General features: G+C 57.0%; 16 protein-coding genes and 1 riboswitch. Of the genes, 11 read left to right on the forward strand and 5 right to left on the reverse strand.

Annotation, left to right across the window (positions count from 1 at the left end):
- The first annotated feature begins 102 nt into the window (after positions 1-102).
- The 8 genes from aerA to C2U40_RS00305 all read left to right on the forward strand — a co-directional run bounded on the left by aerA (position 103) and on the right by C2U40_RS00305 (position 11,154).
- Positions 103-1,584 carry a beta-barrel pore-forming toxin aerolysin gene (gene aerA / locus C2U40_RS00270; RefSeq protein WP_103828833.1) on the forward strand — a complete coding sequence of 494 codons (1,482 nt, stop codon included), beginning with the start codon at positions 103-105 and terminating at the stop codon, positions 1,582-1,584.
- A 105-nt stretch (positions 1,585-1,689) separates the two neighbouring features.
- A riboswitch (TPP riboswitch) is annotated at positions 1,690-1,803 on the forward strand.
- Positions 1,804-2,080: 277 nt separating this feature from the next.
- Complete coding sequence (thiC, locus tag C2U40_RS00275) at positions 2,081-4,072, forward strand: phosphomethylpyrimidine synthase ThiC (protein ID WP_103828834.1); 1,992 nt, start codon at positions 2,081-2,083, stop codon at positions 4,070-4,072.
- Entirely contained in the window at positions 4,069-5,676 is a 1,608-nt protein-coding gene (gene thiE / locus C2U40_RS00280; protein ID WP_103828835.1) for a thiamine phosphate synthase, read from the forward strand. Before thiC ends, thiE begins: the two co-directional genes overlap by 4 nt.
- Entirely contained in the window at positions 5,666-6,460 is a 795-nt protein-coding gene (locus C2U40_RS00285; RefSeq protein ID WP_103828836.1) for a HesA/MoeB/ThiF family protein, read from the forward strand. The genes thiE and C2U40_RS00285 overlap by 11 nt, the downstream gene beginning before the upstream one ends.
- Positions 6,457-6,663: a sulfur carrier protein ThiS gene (gene thiS / locus C2U40_RS00290; RefSeq protein ID WP_005308183.1), complete on the forward strand. Its 207-nt coding sequence runs from the start codon at positions 6,457-6,459 to the stop codon at positions 6,661-6,663. The genes C2U40_RS00285 and thiS overlap by 4 nt, the downstream gene beginning before the upstream one ends.
- Positions 6,664-6,748: 85 nt before the next feature.
- Positions 6,749-7,516 carry a thiazole synthase gene (locus C2U40_RS00295; protein ID WP_103828837.1) on the forward strand — a complete coding sequence of 256 codons (768 nt, stop codon included), beginning with the start codon at positions 6,749-6,751 and terminating at the stop codon, positions 7,514-7,516.
- A 116-nt stretch (positions 7,517-7,632) separates the two neighbouring features.
- Positions 7,633-8,769 carry a 2-iminoacetate synthase ThiH gene (thiH, locus tag C2U40_RS00300; RefSeq protein ID WP_233768804.1) on the forward strand — a complete coding sequence of 379 codons (1,137 nt, stop codon included), beginning with the start codon at positions 7,633-7,635 and terminating at the stop codon, positions 8,767-8,769.
- Between the two features lie 432 nt (positions 8,770-9,201).
- Positions 9,202-11,154: a helix-turn-helix domain-containing protein gene (locus C2U40_RS00305; protein ID WP_158656421.1), complete on the forward strand. Its 1,953-nt coding sequence runs from the start codon at positions 9,202-9,204 to the stop codon at positions 11,152-11,154.
- Between the two features lie 218 nt (positions 11,155-11,372).
- On the opposite strand, the gene C2U40_RS00310 is transcribed toward C2U40_RS00305, so the two are convergent.
- On the reverse strand, positions 11,373-11,834 hold the full coding sequence (locus tag C2U40_RS00310) for a hypothetical protein (RefSeq protein WP_233768805.1): 462 nt from the start codon (positions 11,832-11,834) through the stop codon (positions 11,373-11,375).
- Complete coding sequence (locus C2U40_RS00315) at positions 11,815-12,150, reverse strand: hypothetical protein (RefSeq protein WP_103828852.1); 336 nt, start codon at positions 12,148-12,150, stop codon at positions 11,815-11,817. The genes C2U40_RS00310 and C2U40_RS00315 overlap by 20 nt, the downstream gene beginning before the upstream one ends.
- A gap of 666 nt (positions 12,151-12,816) precedes the next feature.
- On the opposite strand from C2U40_RS00315, the gene C2U40_RS00325 reads away from it, so the two are divergent.
- Positions 12,817-13,398 carry a penicillin-binding protein activator LpoB gene (locus C2U40_RS00325; protein ID WP_103828841.1) on the forward strand — a complete coding sequence of 194 codons (582 nt, stop codon included), beginning with the start codon at positions 12,817-12,819 and terminating at the stop codon, positions 13,396-13,398.
- 98 nt (positions 13,399-13,496) lie between these two features.
- On the opposite strand, the gene C2U40_RS00330 is transcribed toward C2U40_RS00325, so the two are convergent.
- The 3 genes from C2U40_RS00330 to C2U40_RS00340 form a co-directional block, all read right to left on the reverse strand.
- Complete coding sequence (locus tag C2U40_RS00330) at positions 13,497-14,099, reverse strand: DUF642 domain-containing protein (protein ID WP_103828842.1); 603 nt, start codon at positions 14,097-14,099, stop codon at positions 13,497-13,499.
- A 256-nt stretch (positions 14,100-14,355) separates the two neighbouring features.
- On the reverse strand, positions 14,356-14,769 hold the full coding sequence (locus tag C2U40_RS00335; protein WP_103828843.1) for a GNAT family N-acetyltransferase: 414 nt from the start codon (positions 14,767-14,769) through the stop codon (positions 14,356-14,358).
- Between the two features lie 112 nt (positions 14,770-14,881).
- Positions 14,882-15,199 (reverse strand): DUF6968 family protein, encoded by a 318-nt coding sequence (locus tag C2U40_RS00340; RefSeq protein WP_077095753.1) that lies wholly within the window; start codon positions 15,197-15,199, stop codon positions 14,882-14,884.
- A 370-nt stretch (positions 15,200-15,569) separates the two neighbouring features.
- Between C2U40_RS00340 and C2U40_RS00345 the strand changes: the two genes are divergently transcribed.
- Together C2U40_RS00345 and C2U40_RS00350 are read left to right on the forward strand one after the other, a co-directional pair.
- On the forward strand, positions 15,570-16,475 hold the full coding sequence (locus C2U40_RS00345) for a sensor domain-containing diguanylate cyclase (protein WP_103828844.1): 906 nt from the start codon (positions 15,570-15,572) through the stop codon (positions 16,473-16,475).
- A 457-nt stretch (positions 16,476-16,932) separates the two neighbouring features.
- Entirely contained in the window at positions 16,933-18,207 is a 1,275-nt protein-coding gene (locus C2U40_RS00350; RefSeq protein ID WP_103828845.1) for an amino acid permease, read from the forward strand.
- Positions 18,208-18,269: the final 62 nt, after the last annotated feature.

Here is an 18,269-nt window from a genome sequence, read left to right on the forward strand (position 1 = left end):
CATATTTAAGCCAATGTGACTGATATTGTCGTACTCACATGTCACCTGCTGATATATAAGCGCTGGTGAATGTATGTCAATGTTCAATATATTGGGGTTGCTATGAAAAAACTAAAAATAACTGGCTTGTCATTGATCATATCCGGCCTGCTGATGGCACAGGCTCATGCGGCAGAACCCGTCTATCCAGACCAGCTACGCCTGTTCTCACTGGGCCAGGAGGTCTGTGGCGACAAGTATCGCCCTATTACTCGAGAGGAAGCCCAGAGCGTTAAAAGCAATATTGTCAATATGATGGGGCAGTGGCAAATAAGCGGTCTGGCCAACGGCTGGGTAATAATGGGGCCGGGTTATAATGGTGAAATTAAACCGGGTTCGGCGTCCAATACTTGGTGTTACCCGGTCAATCCTGTTACCGGAGAAATACCAACCTTGTCTGCCCTGGATATTCCAGACGGTGACGAGGTGGACGTGCAGTGGCGACTGGTACACGACAGTGCGAATTTCATCAAGCCAACCAGCTATCTGGCGCATTATCTCGGTTATGCCTGGGTGGGTGGCAATCACAGCCAATATGTCGGTGAAGACATGGACGTGACCCGTGATGGCGATGGTTGGGTGATCCGTGGCAACAATGACGGCGGTTGCGAGGGTTATCGTTGTGGCGAGAAGACGGCCATCAAGGTCAGCAATTTTGCGTACAACCTGGACCCTGACAGCTTCAAACATGGTGACGTGACCCAGTCTGATCGCCAGCTGGTCAAGACGGTGGTGGGCTGGGCGATCAACGACAGCGACACCCCGCAATCCGGCTATGATGTCACCCTGCGTTACGATACTGCCACCAACTGGTCCAAGACCAATACCTATGGCCTGAGCGAGAAGGTGACCACCAAGAACAAGTTCAAGTGGCCACTGGTAGGGGAAACCGAACTCTCCATCGAGATTGCGGCCAACCAGTCCTGGGCATCCCAGAACGGGGGCTCTACCACCACCTCCCTGTCGCAATCCGTGCGGCCGACGGTACCGGCCCGCTCCAAGATCCCGGTGAAGATCGAGCTCTACAAGGCTGATATCTCCTACCCCTATGAGTTCAAGGCCGATGTCAGCTATGACCTGACCCTGAGCGGCTTCCTGCGCTGGGGCGGCAATGCCTGGTATACCCATCCGGACAACCGCCCGAACTGGAACCACACCTTCGTCATCGGGCCGTACAAGGACAAGGCGAGCAGCATTCGTTACCAGTGGGACAAGCGTTACATCCCGGGTGAAGTGAAGTGGTGGGACTGGAACTGGACCATCCAGCAGAACGGCCTGTCTACCATGCAGAACAACCTGGCCAGAGTGCTGCGCCCGGTGCGGGCGGGGATCACCGGTGATTTCAGCGCCGAGAGCCAGTTTGCCGGCAACATCGAAATTGGTGCTCCGGTGCCGCTCGCGGCAGACAGCAAGGTGCGTCGTACCCGCAGCGTGGACGGCGCTGGTCAGGGCCTGCGGCTGGAGATCCCGCTCGATGCGCAAGAGCTCTCCGGGCTTGGCTTCAGCAACGTCAGCCTGAGCGTGACGCCAGCTGCCAATCAATAACGACTGCGTGTGGTGGTAATAGAACCGGGCCTCTGGCCCGGTTGTTGTTTGTACTGGTCAGGCTTGTTAAAGGCTTGTACTTTCCATTTCCCCACTTATACTGGCGCCATCTTGTCGGAGTGCTGACCGTCGAACGACGCTAAGCTGAGACCGTTAATTCGGGATCCGTGGAACCTGATCAGGTTAAGACCTGCGAAGGGAAACAAGGGTAACTTGCGGGTTACCGCGCCGGGGCAAACCCTCGCTCAGCAGGAGCAGGGCCCCACACATCAAGGGCACCGCCCGCGATGGTTCAGGCGCACAGAGGGGGAGGTTGTCCCGTCCGGTTGTCCTTAGGGCGCCGGGTTTCCAGACTAGGGAAACACCGGGACGGTAGAGCAGGGAAGATCCATGCCCGACTCACTCCCCCGAGCACACCCCGCCGCAAGTTCATCTTCTCCTCGAACTCCAGACAAGCAAACACCCATAACTTCAACCAGTTAATGTGAGTTTTGCTATGTCTACTTCCGTATCTGATACCACCAAATCCAGCCGTCGCGAGCAGCGCTCCAGCGCTCAGGCCTTTATCGACAGCCTCAAGGGGATGGCTCACCCCAACTCCCGCCGCATCTTTATCGAAGGCTCCCGCGCCGATATCCGGGTGCCCCTGCGGGAAATCCAGCTGGCCGACACCTTCGTCGGTGGCACCAAAGAAGATCCCCGGTTCGAGCCCAACGAGCCGGTGCCGGTCTATGACACTTCTGGCCGTTACGGGGAGGAGGGGGTCGCCATCGACGTGCGCCGTGGCCTGCCGCGCCTGCGGGAAAACTGGGTGCTGGAGCGGGATGACACCGACGCCCTGCCGGGGCTCAGCTCCACCTTCACTCAGGAGCGGCTGGCCGACGAGGGGCTGGATCACCTGCGCTTTGAGCACTTGCCAAAGCCGCGCCGCGCCAAACCTGGCCGCCGGGTCACCCAGCTGCACTACGCCCGTGCCGGCATCGTCACTCCCGAGATGGAATTTATCGCCATTCGCGAGAACATGGGGCGCGAGCGGGTTCGCTCCGAGCTCCTGCGCACCCAGCATCCAGGCCGCGATTTCGGTGCCCGTTTGCCCCAGAACATCACCCCGGAATTCGTGCGCGATGAGGTGGCCACCGGTCGCGCCATCATCCCCAGCAACATCAACCACCCGGAAGCGGAGCCCATGATCATCGGCCGCAATTTTCTGGTGAAGATCAACGCCAACATCGGCAACTCGGCGGTCACCTCCAGCATCGAGGAGGAAGTGGAGAAGCTGGTCTGGTCCACCCGCTGGGGCGCCGACACCGTGATGGATCTCTCCACCGGCCGTTATATCCACGAGACCCGCGAGTGGATCCTGCGCAACAGCCCGGTGCCCATCGGTACCGTGCCCATCTATCAGGCGCTGGAGAAGACCAACGGCATCGCCGAAGACCTCACCTGGGAGCTGTTTCGCGACACCCTGCTGGAGCAGGCCGAGCAGGGGGTGGACTACTTCACCATCCACGCCGGCGTCCTGCTGCGCTTCGTGCCGATGACCGCCAAGCGCCTCACCGGCATCGTGTCGCGCGGTGGCAGCATCATGGCCAAGTGGTGCCTGTCCCACCACAAAGAGAACTTCCTCTACCAGCACTTTCGCGAGATCTGCGAGATCTGCGCCGCTTATGATGTGGCCCTGTCGCTGGGCGACGGTCTGCGTCCGGGCTCCGTCTATGACGCCAACGACGAGGCCCAGTTCGCCGAGCTTCGCACCCTGGGTGAGCTGACCAAGATTGCGTGGGAGTACGACGTGCAGGTGATGATCGAGGGGCCGGGTCATGTGCCGATGCACATGATCGAGCGCAACATGACCGAACAGCTGGAGCATTGCCACGAGGCGCCTTTCTATACGCTGGGCCCGCTCACCACCGATATCGCGCCGGGTTACGATCACTTCACCTCCGGCATCGGCGCCGCCATGATCGGCTGGTACGGCTGCGCCATGCTCTGCTATGTGACCCCCAAGGAGCATCTGGGCCTGCCCAACAAGGAAGACGTGAAGCAGGGGCTCATCACCTACAAGATCGCCGCTCACGCCGCCGATCTGGCCAAGGGGCACCCGGGCGCCCAGATCCGCGACAACGCCATGTCCAAGGCGCGCTTCGAGTTCCGCTGGGAGGATCAGTTCAATCTGGCGCTGGATCCAGACACCGCCCGCGCCTACCACGACGAGACCCTGCCGCAGGAGTCCGGCAAGGTGGCCCACTTCTGCTCCATGTGCGGGCCCAAGTTCTGCTCCATGAAGATCACTCAGGACGTGCGCGACTACGCGGCGAAACTGGAGGCAGTCGAAATCAAGCTGGTCGGTATGGATGGCCGGCAGGAGCAGGTGGTGGCTCAGGTTGAGAGCGGCATGGCCCGCATGGCTGAAACCTTCAAGGAGACCGGCGGCGAGATCTACCATCAGGCGGCGGCGCTGAAACAGGCCGCAGGGGAGGAGGCGTGAGCAGCGCAAGCGGGGCTGTCAGCCCCGCCGACCTGTCGCCCGTGACGGACTCGCTACCTGTGGTCTGGACCATCGCCGGTTCCGACTCCGGCGGCGGCGCCGGCATTCAGGCCGACTTGCACACATTGCACGATCTCGGTGTGCACGGCTGCTCGGTCATCTCCGCCATTACCGCCCAGAACTCGGTGGCGGTGAAGATGGTCGACCCCGTGCTGATGCAGACCTTCACCGCCCAGATCGACGCCCTCGGTGTCGATCTGCCGCCCGCTGCCATCAAGATCGGCCTGCTGCCGACCCGGCTGCATGTGGAGGTGCTGGCCCGCCGGCTGGCAGCCACCCCGGCCCCCTTCGTGGTCTACGACCCGGTGGCCATCGCCAGCACCGGCACCCCGATGGCGGAGCCCAATATGCTGGCGGCGGTGCGCGAACAGCTGTTGCCACGTCTGTCGCTCATCACCCCCAACGGCCCCGAGCTGGAAGCCCTGACCGGCTTGCCGGTCAGCAGCCCCGAACTGGTGCGCCTCGCCGCCCGCCGGCTGCGTGAACTCGGTGCCCGCGCTGTGCTGGTGAAGGGGGGTCATCTGGAGTGGAGCGGGGAGCTGTGTCTGGACTACTACCAGGATGAGACCCGCGAATTCTGGCTAGGGGCGCCGCGCCTGAATACCCGCCACGGCCACGGCACCGGTTGCTGCTACGCCAGCGCCATCGCCGCCGTGGTGGCGCAGGATTATCCGGTGGAGGACGCCATCACCCTGGCGCGTGCCTACCTGCAACAGGGGCTGGCGGCGGCGCAGGGAGTGGGGGCTGGTCCCGGCCCCATCGCCCATCTTGGCTGGCCAGCCGATCTGGCTCACTTCCCCCGCGCCGTATTGGCGGGTTCAACGCTTGATCGTCGCTTCGGACTTTATGAGACAAACAGCGCCCGCCTGCCGGATGGCCCCTTTGCCGCAACCGAACACAACCTCGGCCTCTATCCGGTGGTGGACTCGGTCAAGTGGCTGCGCCGCCTGTTGGGGCTGGGGGTCAAGACCATCCAGCTGCGGATCAAGAATCTGCCCGCCGCCCAGGTGGCGCCGGCCATTGCTGAGGCTGTGGCGCTCGGTCGCCGTCATGGGGCGCGGCTTTTTATCAACGACTACTGGCAGCAGGCCATCGAGGCGGGCGCCTGGGGCGTGCATCTGGGGCAGGAGGATATGGAGACCGCCGATCTCGCCGCCATTCAGGCGGCCGGGCTGCGCCTTGGCATCTCCACCCACGGCTACTTCGAGCTGATGCGGGCCCGCGAGCTTGCCCCCTCCTATATGGCGCTGGGTCATATCTTCCCGACCAACACCAAGGCCATGCCGTCTCGCCCGCAGGGGCTGGTGCGGCTGCATCGCTACCGCGCCCTGATGGCGGAGTGGCCGACGGTGGCCATCGGCGGTATCAGCGAGGAGCGGGTGGCGGCGGTCAAGGAGAGCGGGGTGGGCAGCATTGCGCTGGTCTCGGCCATTACCGCCAGTGACGACTGGCAGGGGGCGACCGAGCGGCTGCTCGCTGCCGTGGGGGCGGGGGATGAGCCGTGCTCGGCCTCTGCCATAAGGGAGGTGGAACATGCTCTCTGATGCCGCTTCTCTTAGTGACAAAGAGTATCTGCGATACGGCCGTCAGCTGATGCTGGCGGAAGTGGGCGAGGCGGGGCAGGCACGGCTCAAGGAGAAATCCGTGCTGATCGTCGGCCTCGGCGGGCTTGGCTCGCCGCTCGCCCTCTATCTGGCCGGGGCCGGTGTGGGCACCCTCTGGCTGGCCGATGGCGATACGGTGGATTCCAGCAACCTGCCGCGCCAGATCCTGTTCGATAGCGAGGCGGTCAACCACTCCAAGGCGGAGCTGGCCCGCGAGCGCTTGGCGGTCCACAACCCGCTGGTGGAGCTGATCGCCATCAACCAGCGGCTCGATGCCGCCAGCCTGCCGGAGTTTGTGGCCGAGGTGGATCTGGTGATCGACTGCTGCGACAACCTCGCCACCCGCCAGGCCATCAACGCCGCCTGCGTGGCTCAGGGCAAGCCCTGGATCTGTGCCGCCGCAGTGGGGTGGCAGGGGCAGCTGATGGCGCGCACCAGCAGCGATCACGCCTGTTACGCCTGCCTCTATCCGCTGGATACCAAGGTGAGCCAGAGCTGCGAGACCAGCGGCGTCACCGGCCCGCTGGTCGGGGTGATGGGCTCTTTGCAGGCGCTGGAGGCATTGAAACTGCTGCTCGGGATGCCGAGCCCGGTCGCCGGCACATTGCGCCGTTTCGATGCCCTGACCCATCAGTGGCAAACCCTCACACTGGCTCCCGACCCCGATTGCCCGGTTTGCGGGCAGCGTCGATGCCCGACACACGATAAGGAGATCACCCCATGACCCTCACCATTCGACTCAACGATAAAGCCCAGTCGCTGGCGGCAGGGCAGAGCGTGGCCGACCTGCTGGCGGCGCAAGACGTTAATCCACAGGGTGTGGCGGTTGCCCTTAACGGCGCCGTGCTGCCCCGTGGCCGCTGGGCCGAGACCCGTCTCAATGACGGGGACGAACTCCACCTCTTTACCGCCATTGCGGGAGGCTGACCCATGATGCTCGCAGTCCGATCTTCGAGTGCTCTGCCTTGCGGCGGAGCCTCACCTCTTCTTATCGCTGTGGCCGGAGGCTGACATGCTGACAATTGCCGATCACACCTTCTCATCGCGTCTCTTTACCGGTACCGGCAAGTTTGCCCGCCCGGATCTGATGGCCGCCGCCATCGAGGCGAGCGGCTCCCGGCTGGTCACCATGGCCATCAAGCGGCTCGAGCCGGGCAAGGCCCACGACGATATCCTGAGCCCCTTGCTGCAACTCGGGGTCAAGCTCTTGCCCAACACCTCCGGCGCCAAAACTGCCGCCGAGGCGGTATTTGCCGCCCATCTTGCCCGCGAGGCGCTGGGGACGCACTGGCTGAAGCTGGAGATCCACCCCGATCCTCGTTACCTCTTGCCCGATCCCATCGAGACGCTGAAAGCCGCCGAGCAGCTGGTGAAAGAGGGCTTTGTGGTGCTGCCCTACTGCGGTGCCGACCCCGTGCTCTGCAAGCGGCTTGAAGAGGTGGGTTGCGCCGCCGTCATGCCGCTGGGCGCGCCCATCGGTTCCAATCAGGGGCTGGTGACCCGGGAGTTTCTCTCCATCATCATCGAGCAGGCCAATGTGCCTGTGGTGGTGGATGCGGGGATCGGTGCACCGAGCCACGCGGCCGCCGCCTTTGAGCTGGGTGCCGATGCCGTGCTGGTCAACACCGCCATCGCGGTGAGCGGCGACCCGGTCGCCATGGGCCGCGCCTTTGCGCTGGCTTGCACTGCCGGTCGCAGCGCCTATGAGGCGGGCCTCGGTGCCCGCGCCCTGCAGGCGCAAGCCTCCAGCCCGCTCACCGATTTTCTGGGGGTGTTATGAATCAGGGTTTAGAGGAGATGGATGCCTCGGCTATGGGCTCGGTACCACAAGATCAGCCAGCTGTTCGCCCCCCTCTCCCTCTGGGAGAGGGGGCGGGGGTGAGGGCTCAGGGGGAAATGGAATCAGAAACAGCCCCCTCTTTTCTCGACCGTTGGCATGAGCTTGATTGGGACGATATCGGCATGCAGATCCGTGCCAAGACCGCCGCCGATGTGGCACGCGCCCTGAGCGCACCACGCCGCACCCTGAGCGATTTTATGGCGCTGATCTCGCCGGCTGCCGAGGCCTATCTGCCGCAGATGGCGGCCGAGGCCGAGCGGCTCACCCGCCAGCGCTTTGGCAACACCATCGGCTTCTATGTGCCGCTCTATCTGTCGAACCTGTGCGCCAACGACTGCACCTACTGTGGCTTCTCCATGAGCAACCGCCTCAAGCGCAAGACCTTGAATAGCGAGGAGATTGAGCGCGAGTGCCTCGCCATCAAGGCGCGCGGTTTTGACAGCGTGCTGCTGGTGACCGGCGAGCACGAGCACAAGGTGGGGCTCGCCTATTTTCGGCAGGTGTTGCCCATCATCCGCCGTCACTTCAGCACGGTGGGGATGGAGGTGCAGCCCCTCTCTCAGGACGAATATGCCGAGCTGAAGAGCCTCGGCCTAGACGCCGTCATGGTCTATCAGGAGACCTACCACGCCCCCACCTACGCCCGCCACCATCTGCGCGGCAACAAGCGGGACATCGCATGGCGCCTCGCCACGCCGGATCGGCTCGGCCGCGCCGGTATCGACAAAATCGGGTTGGGGGCGCTCATCGGTCTCTCTGCGGACTGGCGCGCCGACAGCTACTTTGTCGCCGAACATCTAAGCTGGCTTGAGCGCCACCACTGGCAGAGCCGCTATTCGCTCTCCTTTCCGCGCCTGCGCCCCTGCACCGGCGGGCTGGAGCCTGCCGTGGTCATGTCGGATCGCCAGCTGGCCCAGCTGATCTGCGCCTGGCGCCTCTTCTCGCCCACGCTGGACTTGTCCCTCTCCACCCGCGAGTCCGCCACCTTTCGCAATGGCGCGGTGCGCCTTGGCATCACCCAGATGTCGGCCGAGTCACGCACCCAGCCGGGTGGCTATGCCGAAGGGGATAAAGAGGAGCTGGAGCAGTTCGCCATCCACGACGACCGCCCGGTGGGGGACGTGGCCACCGCCGTGCGGCAGGCCGGGTTGCAGCCGGTGTTCAAGGATTGGGAGCCCTTCTTGGGCCGATAGGGGCGGCCACGCCCCCTCTTTGCCGGTGGCATCCGGGCGTTCAGCCAGACTCCGTGCCTGTGGTGAGCAGGCACGGCTGCGCCGTGCAATCGTAGGGTCGATTAGCCGCTAGGCGTAATCGTCCGTTCAGGGGTATGGCGTTGGCGGCAGGGGCCGTTGTGTGGTGGCACGGCTTCGCCGTGCAGGATGCGAGGCCGCTGGCCTCGAAGGGGTTTCGCCCCAGCGAATAAGAGGGGATTAATGACAACACCCATTTCATCGGGGAGCCTAAAGCAGTAATAGCCCCAGCTTTAGGTAACTTTGAACGCAATGACATTTGCATTGAGTTTCAATGGCGAGAGGATATATAAAAAATATAACAACTGGACTGAAGTTGATTTTTTGTACAAAAAGAGTAGCTTTGTTATGTGTTTCTATGAATGGACTCATAACATGAACTTAATTGATTTTGGTCAGTTGATTAAAATTTATCGTGAACACAGGGATATCTCACAAGAAAAACTTTCTGACGTTATTGGTAGTGATATTAACCGCTCTGTTATAGCGCATCTAGAACAAGGGGTTAGATTACCTAAGCCTGAACAGATAAAATCAATATGTTCAGCGCTGGATATACCGAAACCTATGTGGTGTCATTTTGCAGATGTTACATCACAAAGTAGGTTGGATTTTGAGGGGGTTTTGAAAGAGCTTGTTGGGGAGACTCTAGAAGTTGGTAACCATGATGCGCAGGCAATAATAGCTCTGGATGAGCTGATAAAGTCTTTATTTAGCAATATTCCAAGTCACCATCAAAAGCACGATATATTTAATAGTGTCTTGGTGTTTTATAACAAAGGTCCGATTTCTCTCTCATTTTTTGAAAAATACTTCAAACGTTCTGCTTTTAGTGATATGGACTCATTCCAAAGGGCGGTAGAAACATATCAAATAGATGCAATAAGAATCTACCCTACCTTTGAGGATGCCTTTATCTCTATGTCATCCTCTGATGATATTTCATATATTCTTGCTCAGATTTCAAAAAAAGATACAACTTCCTATGGTGATAGAACTGAATGGGGTTGTATCAATAATATAGAGGATAAGCTTCTTCCTGATTTAGGTTATATATCTGCCAAGCAAGTTAGGCAGGAGGTCACAGAAAGAAAATGGCTTATTGAGCAGCTTGAGCTGCTATCGGAAAAGGGTGAAAGATATCTCAAGGGATTGACTATAAAAAAGAAAAATAAAATAGATGCCTATCTGAGGAAATTTGATTCTGTATTTTTGCATGGTATTAACTCGTCACTTTTTGTATTTGATAGGGACGAGCTCTCTAGAGAATCAGCTAGGTTAGCTCCTTTACAAGAGGATGGGCGTTTAATTCAGATGGAGAAAACTCAGAAGATTGCATTACAAAATTTGTCTAATTATCTTGCCGCAGACTATATGGATGTATATATAGCAACATCAATGCGCTCGGAGGCTGATTACATATCAGTTAACAACTTTGTAAAGTCTCTTTTTGATACTCCTAGCATTAGAGAGCTCAAACTGAGATATTTTAACCCTACACAATCTTGGATAGATGACCGGGTTGCCAAGGGGTTGGTAGAGGCGTTGATGTTGAAGCGTGCTTCCATGACTATATATATGGCACAAAAGTCGGATACGTTTGGGAAAGATTCTGAAGCATCCGTAGCCCTTGGGCAGGGAAAACCAGTAATAGTTTATGTACCTAAACTGGTTATTGAGGGTAGAGAGCAAATTGATGTTGAAGAATACTTCAAAAGTTCTCGAGGGAAGCTTGCCGATATTTATAACTCCTTGCCTGGTGAGGGTAGTGGGGAAGAGGATGAAATAAATGACACAATCGATGATGAGGCCATTATATCAACAATATTGAATAGTAAAATTAGCTCAGCAGATGATGCCTCTATTTGCGATGCGGTTCGTAGTATATGGGCAGACTTCGATCTTTATAATGAAGTCCATAGAGTGCCTGATGATCTAAAAGAAAAGTATCGAGAATGGTTAGATACTGTGATTAAGAATGTGCATATTAATACGATTGATGTGAGCATTAGAGAGCATTTGGTTAGGGTGTTAATTGCAACATCAATTAACTTTGAAAAAAGAGCAAAGATTTTTAGAGAAGTTCATCCATTAGCATTGCAAGTTATACTTTCCTCTGGTGTTTTGAATGGAATTCTAGTCACAAGGACTGTCGCTCAGTGTGCAAAAATTGTGGAATGTATAGTAAAAAATGAGTTTTCCCTAGTGATGAACCGAGACGAAGATAATTATCGCGTTATAGAACATAATACTGGCTCAACAATAAGGGTTATATCAAGGCATGCCCTGTTGCGAAATGCATTTCAATCATACTATAAGGGTTCTTAATCCCAATGGAGGGCAGGTGTGATAGCCTGCCATTTATTTTTATGCTGAATTTTTCTTGCAACAAAAACATGCCTGATTATACAAGTATCAGGCTTTTTTGCATTTCATTTTGCGCTATGAATCTTTATAAAGATTGTTTTTAACTAGATTTGTCATTTCGAAGAATAAAAATCTATTTTTATTCTAGTGTGCCTTTGTAAGTATATTATTCATCAATTTCATGGCTTGGCTTTGCCAAGCTGGTTGAGGTAATCCGTCAGCGAGAAGGGTTGAGAAAATGCCTTTATGCCAGCCAATCTGTCCAACTCTGCCTGCCCAATCTGCTGCAACTGGGCCCGCTGGGCGGGAGTGAGCGTGGTGGTTCTCGCCTTGATCAAGGTGTCGAGAAAGGTGCGGTCTCCCTCTACTGCTTGATGAAATGCCTTGAGCGCCAGCGCATCGACCTCTGCTGCGGTGCAGCGTTCCATGCTCTTTTCATGCAGATAGATAAGCGCGGTTACTTGTTGGTCTCTTTCCAGTGACCAGAAGGGGTCGCTTTTCGCGGGCTGTGCGGCGCTGTGTTGTGACTTGATGGCTTCGCACCGTTCAAACGCCGGATCCAAATCATGCAGTGACAAGGCCATGCTGCTTTGGCAAATGAAGAGCAGCAGAAATGTAAATTTACTTGTTATATGAGGCATGAACACATTTCCAGAACTGGGATTCTTTGCCTGCTGAAGACCATGCCATGGGTTCAACAACCTGGTTTAGTTTGTGGCGCAGGATATTGGGAATGCCTTCCATTGCTTGGCCATATAACTCCCAGTCGTAATCATTGATGTTGTAAACCACGTCTTTGGCACTTCGCGGGTCGCTGAAAATCGTATAAAGCGGTGTGGTGGAAACAGCGACAGCCAGTTGATTGGCACTGTCTACCAGCTGGTCCATTTGCTCTAGAGCATCGATTGAACGGGAGCTCAATGTCAGTCCTTTGATCGGACATGTAGCTATCCCCATGATACTCTCCTGTAGTTGGATATTAATGAGACCAGAATGGATATCATTTATACGACGAGTGATCAAATAAAAAAACAGCTGAACGAGAGCCATGTTGCCTGTATCCGGCGGAACCGCGTACTTAAGAGGTAGGCCATTATTATGATGTTGCTAGTTGTTGCGTTGATTGCATGTAGCTACTTCTTGTCCGGTTGGGGGCGCCTTGCGGACAGGCGTTTTGTATGTGGTTCATCCTTGATGCTTCTGTACCTTGCCCTCTACTATTTTTTTCCGTCTGATATCGTTGGTGGCTCGATTTATCTTGGGCGATTGGGGCAATATCTACCGGTTTTGTCATACGCCGCCATATTATTTGGCGAAGCTGTCTTTCCCTCCAACCATTCAAGGTATGTTCCTTGGATAGGCGTTGGCGGGCTGATTGCGTCCTCTTTCTATCACATAATGTTCTTCGTCATTTAATCGTGTCGTGGGGTCACTACTTGCCCCACATCGGGGCGAGATCTTCGGCTTTTTGCGTTGCTTGTTCGCCAGTCTCTGTCGCCCTGTGGTGGTGGGCACATCGACCCCGCCGGGGTTTGTCTCTAGCATAAGGAGGATGCGGGGCAGGGGCTCCGCCATGCGGGTGGTGGTTGATGCCCGTTTACGGACTTCTGGCGGAGAGAAAAGATGAAGCTGCATTCCTTGTTGATGGTGGGTGCCCTGCTGCTGGGCGGTTGTGCGGTCAATCCCTACGGTGGCACTCAGGCTCCTGTCAGTGAACCGGACCAGCCAGTAAGCCAGCCGGACAAGCCGGTGACCAAGCCGGATGCCGGGGCGCCGCTGCCCAAGCCGGTGGCACCAACCGGGCTGGCACTGGCCATGGCCGATGCTTTTGTGCAGGCCCCCGAGGTGCGCGAGCTGGCGCAAACCGGCCAGCCGGTGCTGCTGCTCACTCCGCCCCAGAACGGCACCGGCGAGCCGGTGGACACCCGCGCCATGGCAGCGGCCATGAGCAAGCGCATCCAGAGCAAGAGCGGTTTTCGCTTTGTCGACCCAGGTCAGGTAGCCGCCATCACCGGTCAGCTTGAGTATCAGCAGGGCAGGATGAACCCGGCCTCTCTGGTGCGGCTCGGTCGTCAGACCGGCGCCGGCTACATGCTCTACGGGGATCTGGTGGCCGAGGGTAGCCGTTATCGGCTGTCGATGACCCTGATGGAGCTGCGCAGCGGCGAGCTGCTCTGGAGCGGCAGTCGCTCTGCCAGCCACTGATAGCTAGAAAGGGTTGCAGGAGCAAACTTGCATGATTGCTCCTGCCTTCCCTGTCTTAAGGAAACTTGATTACTCGGCTATGTGAATGCCAAGGCATATTAGTTGACGAGAATGGCGCGAGGTTTGTTGAGTGGAACAACATTGACATCATCAAGGACGGTAAAGTGTTCCAATGAGTTGGTATCTGTGGTGAATTTTATGGTTGTACTTGCTTGGCTTGCGATAAAAGAGAATGAGAAATAAGTCCAGTCAATGGCATCGCTGCGCTCTGTCTTCAAGTTATAAATATAGTGCTCATCACCGATCATGACGTTCAGTTTGGCCGTCCCATCCCGGTTATAGTTTTTCTGGGTGCCAGCATAAAATGTAACTAGATACTTGGCTCCAATCTTGGTTGGAAATGATTGTTCGATGCCACCCCCGGCTTTTGAATAATAGTTATTTAGATCAATCACATAATCGCCATCTGGGGTGTAGATCTTGCTGCCACCCGACGCGGATACGTGAGAAGACCACTCAACGCCCTCACCCAAGGTTTTCCACCCAGGGAGGCTGGTCTCGTCATTCCCAGGCAAGGTTTCCCAAATGGAAGGTCTGGCTGGTGAGTTTTCAAAACTGCCGTTGACTAGCAATTGGTCACATTCGTTGGCATAAATAATATTGCTAAAAGTTATGGCAAGTATTAACAGGTAATTTTTCATAGATAAATCCTCTTTGTTTTAAAAAGGTCATTTTAAAACGGGCAATACATATGTCATGTGCCCATATGGGGCTTGATAAGGGGAGGCCATTAAGTGGTTGCATACAATGAAATTCATTGTATGGTGTTGTGTCAATATTCGTTTTAATCACGACTGCCATTAATAATTTGGCATATAGTAACGCCGCAATTTTCATGCGACGTATTCAGTGATTTTTAAATATATTGTGCGCAGATCTATGCCGAGGTGCTCTGGCTTATTCCATCTTCCTCAGAAAATAGGTGGTATGCCCAGGCGGCATGTCCGGCAGCTCGCCAAAGACCTGGTAACCCTGCTTCTGGTAGAAGGGCAGCGCCTGGAAGCTGGTGGTTTCCAGATGAAAGTTGCTGATGCCCTTGCTTCGGGCATACTGCTCCATGGTGGCGAGCAGGCGGCCGCCCCAGCCATCCTGGCGAATGCGCTCGTCAATCCAGAGCCAGTCCACGTGCAGCCAACCCCACTTGAGGTCGGCGGTGATGCCGCCATGCACCTTGCCCGCTTCATCCTTGATAAAACTGGCGATGTGCTCGCGCAGGTGGGTGCCGGCCTGGCTGATGTTGTAGCCCGACAGGCCGATGCGCAGCGCGTCGACATCCTGCTCGGCAGGGGGTTGGGGTGGGGTCAGGTGCATGGTCTCTCCAGAGCCGGGTAAAGGGCCTCTATCCATAACCGTTCAGACTCAATGCGGTCAAGTGATTGCCCGACCTCAATGGCTATCAGCCTGCTGGGCGGGCAACCCGGCGTCACAGCTGTGGGAAGTAGCAGGCGGCCATGTCGACCGGGTGATCGGGGCAGCCGGGCAGGTAGAAGTGCCAGCCCGCATCGGTGAAGGCGCGCAGCTCGCTCTCCACGAACTTGAGGGCGAGGCTGAGGGCCTGCAGGGCATCGACGCCATAGATGAAGGTCTTGTTGCCAAGGCCGTCCAGCCTCACTTTGCAACGCCAGTCACCACCGGCGGACTTGGGGTCCGGCTCGGGGGCGCGGATGGCAATCTTCACGGTCAGCTGTTCTCCCTCGATGCTGATGGCATCGAAGCGGGCTTTCACTATGGCTCTCTTCATCTGGACGATCCTTTTCCGGGGGCCGGCGCCTGTCTGGCCGGGGGCTGATGGTCGGTGAGTCGGCGGTCAGTGGCAGACTCAGGAAGGTCAGCCTAATGGATGCGGGCGTCGCAGACAACGGGCGCAGCGACTGTCTGTGAGGTAGGGTGAATATCGGTGAGCAGCGCCTGCATCTGGGTGTGAGCCGTAGAGAATTGCGCCGGTACAAGGCATGGTTTGGCGTGTAAAGAAAGCTTGGGTGACTGAGTTATTTGATAAATGCTTACTGATGATTGAATTAAATACCCGCACGGAGCCTGTCGCGGTACGATAACCAGGGCAGGCGGCAGTCTGATCTTGGCTGTTGGTAATCAGATTTAAAGGAAATGGCATGGCTCTCTCGGTCAAACAACTATATGAAGTGATGGCCCAGCTGCCCGATCCCGTCTTCATCCTGAGCGAGGATGGCTACTACATCGAGTACATCGGCGGGATGGAGCAGCAGTCCTACCAGGATGGCAACCCGCTGGCGGGCAAGCGGCTGGCCGATGTGCTGCCCGAGACCATGGCGCAATGGGTGATGGAGCAAATTGCTCTGGCGCTGGATTCGGGCCAGGTGCAGGTGGTGGAGTATGAACTGGCTGCGGTTGAAGTCGATGGTATCAATGCCGGGGTTGGACCGCAGGGCCCGCAGCGCTTCGAGGGCAAGATTGCGCCGCTGCCCTCCCGTTACGATGGCAAACGGGCGGTGGCCTGGGTGACCCGCAGCATTACCCGCCAGTACGAGCTGCAGCAGCGGCTCAAGCAGCAGAGCGAGACCGATCAACTGACCGGCCTCTACAACCGGCGCTTCTTCTTCGAGCATTGCCAGCAACAACGGCTCGGCAGTGCGTGCTGCGCCCTGGTGATGCTGGATATCGACCATTTCAAGCAGATCAACGATCGCTTCGGCCATCAGCAGGGTGACCGGGCGCTGCAGCGTTTCTGCGCTTGCGTGGCCGCCCAGCTGCGGGCGGACGATCTGTTTGTGCGCAGCGGCGGCGAGGAGTTCCTGATCCTGCTGCCCGGCCTGAGCGAGCCGGATCTGCTGGTGTTGGCGGAGCGGATCCGGGCGGCCGTGGCGGCCCTGCCGGCGGATCCGGTCGCCTTTACTGTCAGCCTGGGCACCACCTTGGTGCAGCCGGGGGAGGAGATCAACCAGGCGCTGGCCCGCGCCGACGAGTGGCTCTATCGGGCCAAACGGGCCGGCCGCAACCGGGTCGCTCACTGCCCGGTGGCCCGCCGTCGAAATGGCTGAGTAATGGCAGGCCATCGCTTGATTGTCTTTGGCATATCCAGAATGAACCGGCTATCAATAAGTCATGCGAGCAAGCATATATTTTGCTGATATTGATGAACTGATGCTGTTAATATTAACAGGGCACTCTCTGGCCTTATTCAAGTTGTTGAACAACTCATCGAGGTTTTGTCGTTATGTTATCAGACGGAGCTGAATTGATTATCTTGAAGCCGAAATGACACATCTTATTTCCTTTTGAAACAATCCGATTCAAACAGTCATGAATTATTAACCTTGACCTTTATGGCGATTTCAACGATGGTAGCGTGGCATCCCCGTTTTCTCTTGGTGATCATGTTGATCGCAGGCGGGCTTGTTTTTTCTACGATCCGGTCGATATGCCGCTGCATATCACCAGCCTAATTACACGGGCCAATAAAATAAAAGATGACAGATTAATAAGGTGTATATCGCAATGAGTGTTGCTATTGCTGAAAAGAGTAATCCCGCATCAAAGTTGAAATGGGAGAAAAGTGATTCGGTATGGACCATGGGCTTATATGCCACTGCGGTCGGTGCCGGTACACTGTTTCTCCCAATTACCGTTGGCAGTAATTCGCCGGTTATTTTGCTATTTATATTATTGATGGCATTTCCGCTTTCTTATTATTCCCATCGGGCATTGAGTCGTTTTGTATTATCCAGCTCCCACCGGGAAGGGGATATTACCCACGTGGTGGAAGAGCACTTCGGTGCGCGGGCGGGCAAGCTGCTGATGCTGGTCTACCTGATGGCCTTCTATCCCATCATTCTGGTCTACAGCATCTCCATCACCAACGCGATCCAGAGCTTTGTGGTGCATCAGCTGGGCAATGCCGAGATCCCGCGCGGCCTGCTGGTGCTGGGGGTGATGCTGGGGCTGCACCTGGTGCTGCTGGCAGGCAAGCAGATGGTGGTGTCGGCCATCAGCGTGCTGGCGCTGCCCATGGTTGCCTTCCTCATCGGTCTCTCCATCTATCTGCTGCCCCAGTGGAGCCTCTCCTACTTCAGCGAGAGTCAGGGGGTGGACTGGCGTGATCCGGCATTCTGGAAATCTCTCTGGCTGATCGTGCCGGTGATGGTGTTCTCCTTCAGCCATGCCCCCATCATCTCCTCCTTCAGCGCGGCGCAGAAGAAGCGCTGTCAGGCGAGCGCTGACCAGCGCGCCAAGCGCATCATCAAGTGCAGCAGCCTGCTGATTTGCGGCAGCGTGCTGTTCTTCGTGGTGAGCTGCGTGATGAGCCTGAGTCAGGCCGAGATGGCGCAGGCCCGCATCGACAATATTTCGGTGCTGTCGGCGCTGGCGAACAAGTTCTCCAATCCGCTGATCGCCTACGTGGGGCCGCTCATCGCCATTCTGGCCATGTCCAAATCCTTCCTCGGCACCTCCATGGGGGTGAGCGAGGGGACGGTGAGCATGGTGAACGGAGCCTGTCAGGGGCTGGGGCTGTCGCTGCGTGAAGCGACCATAGCACGGGTCTCGTCGGTCATCCTGTTCGTGGTGACCGGGGTGATTACCTACCTCAACCCGAACGTGCTGGAGATCATCGAGAAGGTGAGCGGGCCGCTCATCGCGGTGATCCTGTTCCTGCTGCCGGCCTGTTCCATCTATCGTCTGCCCGCCCTCAAGTGTTATCGCGGGGCGAGTACCCTCTTCGTGCTGGTGATCGGGCTGCTGGCCATCTCGGCCCTTATCTACGATCTGCTGTGACGGCGGATCCCGCACAAGTCAAAAAGGGCGACCCATGGGTCGCCCTTTTTCTTGGTGTTGCC

It is taken from the genome of Aeromonas sp. ASNIH4 (genome assembly GCF_002934425.1).
Lineage (GTDB): Bacteria > Pseudomonadota > Gammaproteobacteria > Enterobacterales > Aeromonadaceae > Aeromonas > Aeromonas hydrophila.

Excerpts from the sequence above, each read along its gene's own strand:
- aerA (WP_103828833.1), top strand. The coding sequence starts at position 103 with ATGAAAAAACTAAAAATAACTGGCTTGTCATTGATCATATCCGGCCTG.
- thiC (WP_103828834.1), top strand. The coding sequence starts at position 2,081 with ATGTCTACTTCCGTATCTGATACCACCAAATCCAGCCGTCGCGAGCAG.
- C2U40_RS00285 (WP_103828836.1), top strand. The coding sequence starts at position 5,666 with ATGCTCTCTGATGCCGCTTCTCTTAGTGACAAAGAGTATCTGCGATAC.
- thiS (WP_005308183.1), top strand. The coding sequence starts at position 6,457 with ATGACCCTCACCATTCGACTCAACGATAAAGCCCAGTCGCTGGCGGCA.
- C2U40_RS00295 (WP_103828837.1), top strand. The coding sequence starts at position 6,749 with ATGCTGACAATTGCCGATCACACCTTCTCATCGCGTCTCTTTACCGGT.
- thiH (WP_233768804.1), top strand. The coding sequence starts at position 7,633 with ATGGAATCAGAAACAGCCCCCTCTTTTCTCGACCGTTGGCATGAGCTT.
- C2U40_RS00305 (WP_158656421.1), top strand. The coding sequence starts at position 9,202 with ATGAACTTAATTGATTTTGGTCAGTTGATTAAAATTTATCGTGAACAC.
- C2U40_RS00310 (WP_233768805.1), bottom strand. The coding sequence starts at position 11,834 with ATGCCTCATATAACAAGTAAATTTACATTTCTGCTGCTCTTCATTTGC.
- C2U40_RS00315 (WP_103828852.1), bottom strand. The coding sequence starts at position 12,150 with ATGGGGATAGCTACATGTCCGATCAAAGGACTGACATTGAGCTCCCGT.
- C2U40_RS00325 (WP_103828841.1), top strand. The coding sequence starts at position 12,817 with ATGAAGCTGCATTCCTTGTTGATGGTGGGTGCCCTGCTGCTGGGCGGT.
- C2U40_RS00330 (WP_103828842.1), bottom strand. The coding sequence starts at position 14,099 with ATGAAAAATTACCTGTTAATACTTGCCATAACTTTTAGCAATATTATT.
- C2U40_RS00335 (WP_103828843.1), bottom strand. The coding sequence starts at position 14,769 with ATGCACCTGACCCCACCCCAACCCCCTGCCGAGCAGGATGTCGACGCG.
- C2U40_RS00340 (WP_077095753.1), bottom strand. The coding sequence starts at position 15,199 with ATGAAGAGAGCCATAGTGAAAGCCCGCTTCGATGCCATCAGCATCGAG.
- C2U40_RS00345 (WP_103828844.1), top strand. The coding sequence starts at position 15,570 with ATGGCTCTCTCGGTCAAACAACTATATGAAGTGATGGCCCAGCTGCCC.
- C2U40_RS00350 (WP_103828845.1), top strand. The coding sequence starts at position 16,933 with ATGAGTGTTGCTATTGCTGAAAAGAGTAATCCCGCATCAAAGTTGAAA.